General features: G+C 65.3%; 9 protein-coding genes and 1 pseudogene. 2 read left to right on the plus strand and 8 right to left on the minus strand.

Annotated elements, in window-relative coordinates; translation table 11 throughout:
- Nucleotides 1-129: 129 nt before the first annotated feature.
- Complete coding sequence (gene ligD, locus IC66_RS0138625; protein WP_038951111.1) at nt 130-2,817, minus strand: DNA ligase D; 2,688 nt, start codon at nt 2,815-2,817, stop codon at nt 130-132.
- A 118-nt stretch (nt 2,818-2,935) separates the two neighbouring features.
- On the opposite strand from ligD, the gene ku reads away from it, so the two are divergent.
- Nucleotides 2,936-3,820: a non-homologous end joining protein Ku gene (ku, locus tag IC66_RS0138630; RefSeq protein WP_038951112.1), complete on the plus strand. Its 885-nt coding sequence runs from the start codon at nt 2,936-2,938 to the stop codon at nt 3,818-3,820.
- Nucleotides 3,821-3,955: 135 nt separating this feature from the next.
- On the opposite strand, the gene IC66_RS0138635 is transcribed toward ku, so the two are convergent.
- Genes IC66_RS0138635 through IC66_RS47970 form a run of 7 tightly spaced genes read right to left on the minus strand, consistent with a single transcriptional unit; the run spans nt 3,956 to nt 12,122 of the window.
- Entirely contained in the window at nt 3,956-4,645 is a 690-nt protein-coding gene (locus IC66_RS0138635; protein WP_028145683.1) for a response regulator, read from the minus strand.
- Nucleotides 4,642-7,365 carry a sensor histidine kinase gene (locus tag IC66_RS0138640; RefSeq protein ID WP_038951113.1) on the minus strand — a complete coding sequence of 908 codons (2,724 nt, stop codon included), beginning with the start codon at nt 7,363-7,365 and terminating at the stop codon, nt 4,642-4,644. Before IC66_RS0138640 ends, IC66_RS0138635 begins: the two co-directional genes overlap by 4 nt.
- Nucleotides 7,366-7,405: 40 nt before the next feature.
- A complete protein-coding gene (locus tag IC66_RS0138645) occupies nt 7,406-8,011 on the minus strand; it encodes a K(+)-transporting ATPase subunit C (protein ID WP_038951114.1) in 606 nt (201 codons plus the stop codon).
- 56 nt (nt 8,012-8,067) lie between these two features.
- Complete coding sequence (gene kdpB / locus IC66_RS0138650) at nt 8,068-10,182, minus strand: potassium-transporting ATPase subunit KdpB (protein ID WP_038951115.1); 2,115 nt, start codon at nt 10,180-10,182, stop codon at nt 8,068-8,070.
- Nucleotides 10,183-10,200: 18 nt separating this feature from the next.
- A complete protein-coding gene (gene kdpA, locus IC66_RS0138655; RefSeq protein ID WP_038951116.1) occupies nt 10,201-11,904 on the minus strand; it encodes a potassium-transporting ATPase subunit KdpA in 1,704 nt (567 codons plus the stop codon).
- Nucleotides 11,901-12,029 carry a hypothetical protein gene (locus IC66_RS49045; RefSeq protein WP_256379457.1) on the minus strand — a complete coding sequence of 43 codons (129 nt, stop codon included), beginning with the start codon at nt 12,027-12,029 and terminating at the stop codon, nt 11,901-11,903. Before IC66_RS49045 ends, kdpA begins: the two co-directional genes overlap by 4 nt.
- Nucleotides 12,030-12,032: 3 nt before the next feature.
- On the minus strand, nt 12,033-12,122 hold the full coding sequence (locus IC66_RS47970; RefSeq protein ID WP_018641117.1) for a K(+)-transporting ATPase subunit F: 90 nt from the start codon (nt 12,120-12,122) through the stop codon (nt 12,033-12,035).
- A gap of 600 nt (nt 12,123-12,722) precedes the next feature.
- On the opposite strand from IC66_RS47970, the pseudogene IC66_RS0138675 reads away from it, so the two are divergent.
- A pseudogene (locus IC66_RS0138675) lies at nt 12,723-12,953 on the plus strand (hypothetical protein); the annotation flags it as partial.

Consider the following 12,953-nt stretch of genomic DNA (forward strand, 5'->3'; position numbering starts at 1 on the left):
AGGGTGGGCAAAGGCGCTCTTGCGCCGTGCCCACCTTCCCTCGCCGCAACAAGAAGGTGGTGGCACGCTTCGCTTTGCCCACCCTACGAGTGTCGCGGCTGGAGCGGGGACTGCGCCGTCTAATCCACCCTACTTCATCTTCTCCGCAAGCTTCTTGATCGCCGCCTTGATCGACGCGGCCGCATCGTCATAGCCCTCCCACGCCTTCGACCGCGGCAGCAGGCCCGGCACGGTCCGCAGCGTATAGCGCTTCGGATCGAGATCGCTCTTCACCTGCGCCCAGGTGACGGGCATCGAAACCGTGGCTCCGGCCCGTGCACGCGGCGACAGCGGGGCCACCGCCGTCGACATCCGGTCGTTACGGAGATAGTCGAGGAAGATCTTCCCCGTGCGCAGCTTCTTCGACATGTTGAGCAGATAGCGCTCTGGATCGTCGTCGGCCATCCACTGGCAGACGCCCTGCGCGAAGGCCTTGGCTTCCTTCCAGCTCACCTTGTCGCGCGCGCCGTGAAGCAGCGGCACCACCACATGCAGGCCCTTGCCGCCCGTGGTCTTGCAGAAGCTCTCCATGCCGAGGTCCGTGAGCCGCTGACGCATGTCCTTGGCGGCCTCGACGACATCGGCGAACTCCACATCCGGCGCCGGATCGAGATCGAACACCAGCCGGCCCGGCGTATCGTAGGCATCAGGCGCGCAGTTCCAGGGATGCAGCTCGACGCCGCCGATCTGCGCGACGGCGGCCAGCCCTTCGACGCGATCGATCTGCAAATACGGCTTGCGATCGCCCGAGACCTTGGCCAGCTCGAGCAAATTCGAGGTGCCCTGCATGGCATGACGCTGGAAGAACGTCTCGCCGCCGATGCCGTCGGGCGCACGCACGATCGAGCACGGGCGCCCTTTCAGATGTTCGATCATCCAGGTCCCGACCGCCTCGAAATAGCGCGCGAGATCCAGCTTCGTCACGCCCTCGCCGTCACCGCCGTCGGGCCACAGCTCCTTGTCCGGCTTGGAGATGACGACGCCCATCACCTCGGCGGTGCCGGTGTCCTTCGATCGCTTGGCTGTCTTCGCCGCGCGCTTGCGGGGCGTGGGCTCGGCGAGCTCGGTGTCGACAGGCGTCTCCGCCTCGACTTCCTCGGCGGGCTTGTCCTGCCGCAGGCCCTTGAACGCGGCCTGGCGGATATTGCCGTCGGCGGTGAAGCCGGCGAACTCGATCTCGGCGACGAGCTCCGGCTTCAGCCAGTGCACCTCGCGGCTCTTCTTCGGCGCGTTCTTGCCGCCGAAGGGGCTCTCCTTGGCCTCCATGGCCTTCAGGGACGGCATGATGCGCTTGACCTTGTCCGCGCCGAAGCCGGTGCCGACCATGCCGACGAAGACAAGATGATCGCCGCGATGCACGCCGGCCATCAGCGAGCGGAATTTGCCGTTGGTGGTCTTGTAGCCGCCGATCACGACCTCATGGCCAGCACGGCACTTTGCCTTGGTCCAACTCTCGGTGCGGCCGGAGCGATAGGGCGCCTCCAGCTTCTTTGACACTACGCCCTCCAGCTCGAGCTTGCAGGCCGATTGCAGCACCGCATCGCCGCCGCTCTCGAAATGCTCGACATAGCGGATCTGAGCCGATTTCCGCTTGCGCGCTCCCAGCAGCTGCTTCAACCGCGCCTTGCGCTCGCCGAGCGGCAGACGCCGAAAATCGAGATCCTCCGCGAACAGGAGGTCAAAGGCAAAGAAGATCAGCTCTTCAGTCTTGCCGTCCGACAGCGCGGCCTGGAGCGAGGAGAAATTCGGCGCACCGTCGTGATCGAGCGCCACGATCTCCCCGTCGATCATCACGTCCGGCAGCGCAGCCGCCTCGTTCGCGATCGAGGCGAACTTGTCGGTCCAGTCGAGGCCCTTGCGCGTCTTCAGCGTCGCCTTGCCGTCCTCGACCCGGAGCTGCACGCGGTAGCCGTCGAATTTGATCTCGTGGCACCAGCCCTCGCCGCCCGGCGGCCGCTCGACCGAGGTGCAGAGCTGCGGCGGCACGAAGTCCGGCATCTCGGTGACCTTCTTGCCACTGGTGGCAGTTGTGGCCTTCTTCTTCGCCGCCCCGCTCTTAGAGATCTTGCCGCCCTTCAACGCCGTACGTGGCGCCGGCTTGACCGTTTGCCCTTTCGCTTCCTCGGCCCGGTTGGATTGCCAGACCGCGTCGGCCTTGGTCTTGGCACCCTTGGCCAGCATGAAAGGCTTTGGCGCGCGCCCCTTGCCCTCGGCGATCTGCTCCATCGCACGGCCGGAGGCGACCGATTTGTCCTCGTCGAGAATGTCGTTCTTGGCCCCTTCGCGGACGAATTCGTCGCGGTGCTTGATCAAGAGCCAGTTAGTGCGCTTGCCGCCGGTACGGTCGTTGCGCATGCGGACCAGGACCCAGCTTCCCTGCAGCTTGTCCCCATGCAGTGTGAACTTCAGATCGCCCTTCTTGAAGCCGCGTTCGGGATCTTCCGACTCCCAGGTGCCGCGATCCCACAGCATCACCGTGCCGCCGCCGTATTGCCCTTCCGGAATCGTGCCTTCGAAATCGCCATAGTCGAGCGGATGGTCCTCGACCTCGACCGCCAGCCGCTTGTCGTGCGGATCGAGCGAGGGACCCTTGGTCACCGCCCAGGACTTGAACACGCCGTCGAATTCGAGCCTGAGATCGTAATGCAGCCGGCTCGCGTCGTGCTTCTGGATCACGAAGCGCCGCTGCTTCGACGGCGTCACCGCCGTCTTGCCCGACGGCTCCGGTGTCTTCTCGAAATCACGCTTCTGTCGGTAAGTGGAGAGTTTTTGCAGCACGACCAGTCCCGCTTCTCTTTCGGGGATTCAAGCCTATCACGGCCAAAGTCCCATCCGGAACCAAAACCCCGCGGGGCGGTTGGGGTTCCAAAACGCCTTGAAAACGCTGGAGAATGGAATGGCCCCGCGCGCCTATTGGAAGGGAACGTTGAAGCTCTCGCTGGTCAGCTGCCCGGTCGTGCTTTATCCGGCGACCACGGCGGCCGAGAAGACGCGGTTTCATCTGATCAACCGCGAGACCGGCAACCGGCTCAAGCAGCAGATGATCGATGCCGAGACCGGCGATGTCGTCGAGAGCGACCAGAAGGGCCGCGGCTATGAGCTGCGCAAGGGCAAATACGTCGAGATCGAGCCGGAAGAGCTCGAGGCGGTCCAGATCGAGAGCAACCACACCATCGACATCGAGAGCTTCGTGCCGAGCGAGGAGATCGACCAGCGTTACCTCAACCATCCCTATTACCTTGCACCCGACGGCAAGGCCGCGGTCGATGCCTTTGCGGTGATCCGCGACGCCATGAAGGACCAGGAGCGCGTGGCGCTCGCCAAGATCGTGCTCACCAACCGCGAGCACATCATGGCGATCGAGCCGCTCGGCAAGGGCCTGCTCGGCACCACGCTGCGCTTTCCTTACGAACTGCGCGACGAGGACCAGTTCTTCGAAGACATCAAGAGCCCGAAGATCACCAAGGACATGGTCGAGCTCGCGGGCCACATTCTCCAGACCAAGGCCGCCCATTTCGACCCCGGCAAGTTCAAGGACGAGTACGAGAACGCGCTGAAGGCGCTGGTGAAACGCAAGGCCAGCGGCAAGAAGATCGAGCTGCCGGAGCCCGAGGAGCGCCCCAGCAACGTCGTCAGCCTGATGGATGCGCTGAAGCAGAGCCTGAAAGGACGTGGCGGCAAGAAGACGGCCGCGAAGTCGCATGCGCGGCGGGCAACTGGACGGCAGCGGGCCGCGAAGAAGACGCATCGGTCCACGGCGCGACATCGGAAGGCGGGTTGAGGGGATCGCTCGCCCGACACTCGATATCGTAGGGTGGGCAAAGCGGAGCGTGCCCACCACCTTTATCAAAATCGCGAGAATGGTGGGCACGGCGCTTTGCCCCTTGCCCACCCTACGGGCTGTCGAAGTCGGAGCCTAATCCCCCGCCTTCAACCGGTACCCGATCCCCGTCTCGGTTAGCACAAATTGCGGCCGCTCCGGGTCGGCTTCGATCTTCTGGCGGAGCTGGCGGACATAGACGCGTAAGTATTGCGCGTCGGTCAATTCGTCCCAGAGCTCCCTCAGCAGGAAGCGGTGGGTGAGCACCTTGCCGGCGTGCTGCACCAGCACGCGCAGGAGGTCGTATTCCTTCGGCGACAGCTTCACCTCGCGCTCGCCGACCTTGACGATGCGGCGCACGAGATCGACCGAGAGATCACCGCTGCGAAACACCGGGCGTTCGCCCTGGACCTGGAGCTGGTGCCGCAGCGCCGCGCGCAGGCGGGCCAGCAGCTCGTCCATGCCGAACGGCTTGGTCAGATAATCGTCGGCGCCGAGATCGAGCGCCTGTACCTTGCCGGCTTCGTCGCCACGGCTCGACAACACCACGATCGGCACGCCTTCGTTGCGTGCGCGGATGGTGCGCAGCAGCTCGTGTCCCTGCACGTCGGGCAGACCGAGATCGAGGATGATCAGCGCCGGCTCCTCGACGAGCTTCTCCAGTGCGATCTTGCCGTTCGACGCTTCCAGGATCTCATAGCCTTGCGTCGTCAGCCCCATCCGCAGCAATTTGCGGATCGGCGGCTCGTCGTCGATGACCAGGACCTTGATCGGGGCAGCGCTCATGCGGCGGTATCCAATGCGCGGCTCTCTGCCGGAACGGGAAGACGGATGGTGAGGACAGCGCCACTGCGGTCGCTGCGGTTGGCGGCCGAGATCGTGCCCCGCATCGCCTCGACGAAGCCGCGCGAGATGGCGAGCCCGAGCCCCGTGCCGGGACGGACGTGATCGCCTTTCTGAACGCGGTAGAACTTGTCGAACACGCTCTCGAGCTCATCAGGCGGGATGCCGGCCCCCTCGTCCGCGATCTCGAGCACGACATGATCGCTGTCACGCCGGCTGCGGATCGAGATTGTGGTCTCGGGTGGCGAATATCTCGCAGCGTTGTCGAGCAGGTTGAACAGCACCTGCTCGAACAGCACCGCATCGAGCTGCAGCATCGGCAGATCGGCGGCCAGCACCAGCTCGACCTCGTGTGCGGTGAGAATCTTGGCTGCACGCCGCAGCGCGCTGCCCACGATCTCACCGAGATCGTGCAGCGCCGCGTTGGGCACGACGGCACCCGACTCGAGCTTGGTCATGTCGAGCAGATTGGCGATGAAGCGGTTCAGCCGCTCGGATTCGTCGATCACGGTCGCGAGCAGGTCGCGCTTCTCGGTGTCGGAAAGCGCGCCGGCGAGATCGCGCATGGTGGAGGCCGCCCCCAGCACCGAGGCGAGCGGCGTCTTTAAATCGTGCGAGATCGAGGTCAGGAGCGCCGAGCGCAGCCGCTCGGATTCGACGGTGCGCTTGACGCGGTCCATGTCCTCGACCAGCAGCACGCGCTCGATCGCGAGCGCGCCCTGGTCGACCAGCGCATCGAGCAGGCGGCGCTGGTCCGGCGTCAGCAGCGGACCGGTGCGGTCGTCGTCAATGCCGATCACCCCGATCGGGCCGCGCCCGGTGCGCATCGGCAGGAACAGCCGTTTTGCACCCGGCAGCGTGTCCGAGCCGCGGCCGGCGGGGCGGTCGTTGCTCCAGGCCCAGTTGGCGGCGGCGAGATCGGCCTGATCGAGCTCGTCCTCGGGCGGATAGCCGGATTTCACCGTGAGCAGACCTGCTTCCGGCAGCAGCAAAACCACCCGGACTTTCAGCATCAACGCGATCTGGTAGGCCGTCGCCCACAGCACGTCGTCGAGCGTTGCGGTGCCGGCGAGCTTGCGGCTGAAGGCGTAGAGCTGCTCGCTCATCCTGATCCGGCCGATGGCGGCATCGGCCTGGGTGCGCACGCGCGCCGCAACGTTGGAGACGAGTATGGCCACGACCATGAACAGCACGAAGGCGGCGACGTTGGTCGGGTCGGTGATCGTGAAGGTGTGGATCGGCGGCAGGAAGAAGAAATTGTAACAGAGCGAGGCCGCGACAGTCGCCAGCAGCGACGGCCATAGTCCGTAGCGGACCGCGACCGCCACCACCGCCGTCAGCAGCACGAGGTCGACGTTCTCGATGCCGAACCGCGGCTGAATCAGCTCGGCGGCGCCAAGGCCGATCAGCACGATGCCGAGCGCCTTCAGATAAGGCAACGGATTGAACGGCTCGGACCGCACGGCGGTCTGCACCGCCGTCTTGGGCGCCCCCTCGCCCGGCAGCTCGTCGCCGGCGATGACATGAACCGTGATGTTGCCCGCGCGGCGAACCAGATCATGGACGACCGAGCCGCGTGTCATCTCGAACCAGCGCGAGCGGGTCGACTTGCCGATCACGATCTGGGTGACGTTGTTGCCTTGCGCGAAATTGACGACGTCGTCGGCGATGCGGCGACCGACCGCCGGAATGGTCAACGCCTCGCCGCCGAGCGATTCCGCGAGCCGCAGCGTATCGGCCAGCCGGTCGCGCTGCTCATCGGACAATTGCAGCGATCGCCGCGTCTCGATCGAAACCGCGGTGAAAGGGGCATGCAGCCGGTCCGCCAGGCGCTTGGTGTAGCGGACGAGACCGGCGGCGCGCGGATCCTCGCTGACGCAGACGAGAATGCGCTCGCCGACGGCCCAGGGCCCGGGAATCGCATTGGCCTGCATGTGATTGAGGAGCTGCTCGTCGACCCGCTCCGCCGTGCGGCGCAAAGCGAGCTCGCGCAACGCCGTCAGGTTCCCCGGCGAGAAATAGTGCTCCAGCGCACGCTCGGCCTGCTTGGGCACATAGACCTTGCCCTCCTTCAGGCGCTGGATCAAATCGTCGGGCGTGAGGTCGATCAGCTCGATCGCGTCGGCGCGATCGAACACCGAGTCCGGCACGGTCTCGCGTACCCTGACATGGGTGATCTGGGCGACGACGTCGTTCAGGCTCTCGATGTGCTGGATGTTGACGGCGGTGTAGACGTCGATGCCGTGGGACAGCAATTCCTCGACGTCGAGATAGCGCTTGGGATGGCGGCAAAGGGGCGCATTGGTGTGGGCGAGCTCGTCGACCAACGCGATCTGCGGCCGGCGCGCGATCACCGCATCGAGATCCATCTCCTCGACGATCTGCCCGCGATAGTCGAGCCGCTTGCGCGGGACCACTTCGAGCCCGCGCACCAGCGCCTCGGTCTCGGCACGGCCGTGGGTCTCGACGAAGCCGACCACGACGTCGATGCCGGCCTTGCGCTTGGCGTGGGCGCTTTGCAGCATCTCGTAGGTTTTGCCGACGCCGGGGGCGGCGCCGACGAAAACCTTCAGCTTGCCGCTCGCGCTCCCTTCCCGCCGCGCCGCTTCCAGCAGCGCCTCGGGCGACGGACGTTGTTCGGGATCGCGGCGCTCTCGGACCATTTTGCCAATATAATCATCTGCGTGACGCGAGCCTAGACCGCTACCTGGCGGCGGCGCGATCCAGCGAGAGATTCAGTGCCAGAACGTTAACCCTGGGTTCGCCAATCAGACCGAACAAGCGGCCTTCGGTATTGGCGGTCACGATCTGCTTGACCTGATCCTCCGGCATATTCCGCGCCCTGGCCACGCGCGGCACCTGGAATTGCGCCGCTTCCGGCGAGATATCAGGATCGAGGCCGCTGGCGGAGGTTGTCACCAGGTCGACCGGCACGGCAGCGTTCGGATTCTCAGCCTTGAGCTTGTCTACATCTTCCCTGAGCCGGTCGGCCAGCGCCTTGCTGGTCGGGCCGAGGTTGGAGCCACCGGAATTGGCGGCGTTGTACGGCGCCGGCACCGTCTTGGTCGGATCGTTCGGGTCGGGCGCCACCGTCGCCGAGAGACGGCCGTGGAAGTATCTGTTGTCCCTGAACTCCTGCCCGATCAGGGCGGAGCCGATCACCTTGCCGTCCTTCTCGATCAGGCTGCCTTGAGCCTGCGCCGGGAAGAGCGCGCCGGCGATGGCCGTCATCGCCAGCGGATAGGCAAGGCCGGTGATGGCGGTGAGCACCAGCAAGAGGACGATGGCGGGGCGGATTTCTCTGAGCATGTTGGTCTCCTAAGTCTTCGTCATGGCGCGCGGCGCCTTGCACCGCGCGGGGACGGTCAAGCCAGGTGTAAAGCAACGACGACGAGGTCGATCGCCTTGATACCGATGAAGGGAATGACGATGCCGCCGAGGCCGTAGATCAAGAGGTTGCGCCGGAGCAGCGCGCCGGCACCGACGGCGCGATAGGCGACGCCCTTCAGCGCGAGCGGGATCAGCGCAATGATGATCAACGCGTTGAAGATGATCGCCGACAGGATGGCGCTCTGCGGGCTCGACAGATTCATGACGTTGAGGACGTTGAGCTGGGGGTAGAACGCCAGGAACATCGCCGGAATGATCGCAAAGTATTTTGCGACGTCGTTGGCGATCGAGAACGTCGTCAGCGCGCCGCGCGTCATCAGGAGCTGCTTGCCGATCTCGACGACCTCGATCAGCTTGGTCGGGTTGGAGTCGAGGTCGACCATGTTGCCGGCCTCGCGGGCAGCTTGCGTACCCGTGTTCATGGCGACACCGACGTCGGCCTGCGCAAGCGCCGGGGCGTCGTTGGTGCCGTCGCCGCACATCGCAACCAGCTTGCCCTTGGCCTGCTCGTTGCGGATCAGCTTGAGCTTGTCCTCGGGGGTTGCCTGCGCCAGGAAGTCGTCGACCCCTGCCTCCGCTGCGATGGCAGCCGCCGTCATCGGGTTGTCGCCGGTGATCATGATGGTGCGAATGCCCATGCGGCGCAGCTCGGCAAAACGCTCGCGGATACCGCCTTTGACGATGTCCTTGAGCTGGATGATTCCGAGCAGCTTGCCGTCCCTCGCGACCGCCAGCGGCGTGCCGCCGGCCTTGGCGATCTCATCCGCGATGGTCTGTATCTCGCGGCCGATCTCAGAGAGCCCGCTGGGCTGAATGGCGCGCGCCGCGTTGCCAGAAGCAACCGCCAGCTGCGCGCCGCCGCCGACATAGCTGAGCATCGCATCGACCGCGCCCTTGCGCACCGACGAGCCGCCGGCATCGACGCCGCTCATGCGGGTCTGCGCCGTGAACGGAATGAAGGTGGCGCCGAGCTCCGCCATGTCGCGGCCGCGGATGCCGTATTTCTCCTTCGCCAGCACCACGATGGAGCGGCCTTCCGGCGTCTCGTCGGCGAGGGAAGCGAGCTGGGCTGCGTCGGCGAGCTCCTGCTCGGTCACGCCGCGCACCGGGCGAAACGCCGTCGCCTGCCGGTTGCCGAGCGTGATGGTGCCGGTCTTGTCCAGCAGCAGCGTGTCGACATCGCCGGCGGCCTCGACGGCGCGACCGGACATCGCCAGCACGTTGAAGCGCACCAGGCGGTCCATGCCGGCGATCCCGATCGCCGACAACAGTGCGCCGATCGTGGTCGGGATCAGCGTCACGAACAGCGCGACCAGCACGATCACCGAGATCGAGCCGCCGGCATAGGCCGCATAGCTCGGAATGGTCACGGTTGCGAACACGAAGATGATGGTGAGACCGGCGAGCAGGATATTGAGCGCGATCTCGTTCGGCGTCTTCTGCCGCTCGGCGCCTTCGACCAGCTTGATCATGCGGTCGATGAAGGTCGAGCCTTGCGCCGCCGTGATGCGGACACGGATCCAGTCGGACAGCACCTGCGTGCCGCCGGTCACCGCGGAACGGTCGCCGCCGGATTCGCGGATGACGGGCGCGGACTCGCCGGTGATGGCGGCCTCGTTCACGGACGCGACGCCCTCGATCACCTCGCCGTCGGAGGGAATGGTGTCGCCGGCCTCGACCAGCACGATGTCGCCGACCTTGAGGCTGGTCCCCGGCACGAGATTGAAGTCCTGGCCGGCGCCGGTCAGCAGCTTGGCCTGGCTCTCGGTGCGGGTCTTGCGCAACGATTCAGCCTGCGCCTTGCCGCGGCCTTCGGCCACCGCTTCGGCGAAATTGGCGAACAGCACCGTGAACCAGAGCCAGACGATGATCTGGAAGGTGAAGCCGAGGCCAGCGCCGCCCGCGACGACGTCGCGCAGGAAGATCACCGTCGTCAGCGCGGCCACGACCTCGACCACGAACATCACGGGGTTCTTGACCATCAGCCGCGGATCGAGCTTGGTGAAGGAGGCGCGGATCGCCGGCAGCACGATCTTCGGATCGAGCATTGCCGAGACGGCAGCACGCTTTTGCAGTTTCATCGTATCCATGGAGGTCACTCCAGACAATCAGAAGAGGTTGCCAGCGTTCATCGCCAGATGCTCGACGATCGGGCCGAGCGCGAGTGCCGGGAAGAAGGTCAGGCCGCCGATGATCAGGATCACGCCGACGACGAGGCCGACGAACAGCCCGCCCGTGGTCGGGAAGGTGCCTGCCGACGGCGGGATGGATTTCTTGGCGGCCAGCGAGCCCGCAATCGCCATCGCCGGGACGATCATGAAGAAGCGGCCGACGAACATCGCGCTTGCCAGCGTGAGGTTGTAGAACAGCGTGTTGCCGGTGAGGCCCGCGAAGGCCGAGCCGTTGTTGCCGGTCGCCGAGGTGAAGGCATAGAGCACCTCGGTGAAGCCGTGTGGGCCGGCATTGGCCATCGAGGCGACCGCCGCCGGATAGACCACGCCGACCGCGGTCCAGCCGAGATACATCAGCGGCAGCACCAGGATCGCGAGCATCGCCATCTTGACCTCGCGTGCCTCGATCTTCTTGCCGACATATTCCGGCGTGCGGCCGACCATCAGCCCCGCCACGAAGATCGCGAGCACGACGAACAGCAGCATGCCATAGAGGCCGGCGCCGACGCCGCCGATGATGATCTCACCGAGCTGCATGTTGATCAGCGGGATCATGCCGCCGAGCGCGGTGAAGCTGTCATGCATGGCGTTGACCGCGCCGCACGAAGCGGCCGTGGTGACGACGGCGAACAGCGAGGACGCGACGATGCCGAAGCGAACCTCCTTGCCCTCCATGTTGCCGCCGGTCAGGCCCAGCGCATGCATGGTCGAGGTGCCATTGGCCTCCGCCCAATAGGTGATGGCGACGCCTGCGACGAACAGCACGCCCATCACGGACAGGATCGCCCAGCCCTGGCGCTGGTTGCCGACCATACGGCCGAACACGTTGGTCATCGCGGCGCCGAGCGCGAAGATCGACAGCATCTGCACGAAATTCGACAGCGCGGTCGGATTCTCGAACGGGTGCGCGGCGTTGGCGTTGAAGAAGCCGCCGCCATTGGTGCCGAGCATCTTGATCGCCACCTGGGAAGCGACCGGGCCGACCGCAATGGTCTGCCTGGCGCCTTCGAGCGTGGTCGCCTCGATATATGGGCCGAGCGTCTGCGGCATTCCCTGCCAGACCAGGAACAGCGCGTAGACGACGCAGATCGGCAGCAGCACGTAGAGCGTGCAGCGGGTCACGTCGACCCAGAAATTGCCGACCGTGCGCATCGAAGCGCGCGAGAAGCCGCGGATCAGGGCCATCGCCAGCGCGATGCCGGTTGCCGCCGACAGGAAGTTCTGATGCGTCAGGGCGAGCATCTGGACGAGATAGGACAGCGTGCTCTCGCCGCCGTAGTTCTGCCAGTTGGTGTTGGTGATGAAGGAGACCGCGGTGTTGAAGGAAAGATCCTCAGCGACCGCGCCCTGCCCGGCCGGATTGAAGGGCAGCACGGCCTGAAGCCGCATCACGCCGTAGATGATGAGGAAGCCGCCGACATGGAACAGCAGCATGGCGACCGTGTAGGTCAGCCAATGCTGCTCGCGCTTCTCGTCGACGCCGGAGATCCAGTATATGCCGGCCTCGATCGGGCGCAGCACCGGCGACAGGAACGTCCGCTCGCCGCCAAACACACGCGTCATGTACCAGCCGAGCGGCTTGGTCAGCGCAACAATAATGGCGCAGAACAGAATGATCTGGAGCCAACCGATCACAGTCATGGAATCAACCCTTCAGGCTTGGTGCAATCCTTCAGACTTTTTGCCCGCAACAGCGGCAGGAGCACCGTCAGCAGGCAGGCGACGAGCACCGCGTCCGCCAGCAGCAATTCGACGAGCAGCAGCACGGGTCAGAACCGCTCGGGCCGCAGCAGCGCATAGGTGAGGTAGACCAGCAGACCGAACGAGACGGCACCGGCGAGCGCATAATCGAAGATCATGGCTTGCTCCGTCACAGCCGTTCGCAGGCGTAGGTGTAGCCGATCGCGAGGGCGAAGAAGACGAAGCCCAGCGCCAGCATCAGGATGTCCATCATGGCGATACTCCTCATTGCGCCGTCAGATCCGGCGCAACTTTCTCACGGTGACCCGGCGGCTCGCGCCGGAAATGGAACGCATTTCCACGGGCGACAGCCGGGATTCTCGACCGTGCTGAAGTGCCACCCCGGACATAGGTTTTCGAGATGAGGGCTATGGCGAAGATATAGGAATCTCATAAAGGCCGGCGCGGGCCGAGATCGGAAGACAACCCCCGTCGTCCCGGACAAGCGCAGCGCAGATCCGGGATCCATAGCCACAGGGAGAGGTTGGGCGAGGACTCGGAGTGACCTGATTTGCGCCTCAGCTACTGCCTGTGGTTATGGATCCCCGCGCGCGCGGGGATGACAGCGGAGAATGGGGCGATTGCGCCCCTCGCCCACCCACGCGCCACTTATGAAATCCCTATATCTCCCCCCGCTTCCCCATCTCGTTTTCAAATGCACTGCCCGCCATCCTGGCAAGGCCGGCCGACTGACCGACGCCAACTCCAGGAGGCCTGACATGACCGCCGCTCTCCGACGCCTCGCCCCACCTTCCCTCGACCAGCAGCTCCGCGCGGCACCGGCGATGACCCGGCCGCTGATGCTCGACATCATCGCGCACGCCTGCCGGCGTGTCCCCACGCTCGGCCAAGGCGAACGCCCCGCACGCATCATGCGCCTGATCGACGTCGAGGCCTGGGCCGATGCGGCGCTGGCGCTGATCGAGCTCGAGCTGCCGATGTGGCAGGGG

Source organism: Bradyrhizobium genomosp. III (assembly GCF_000261705.1).
In the GTDB taxonomy this organism is placed as follows: domain Bacteria; phylum Pseudomonadota; class Alphaproteobacteria; order Rhizobiales; family Xanthobacteraceae; genus Bradyrhizobium; species Bradyrhizobium ottawaense.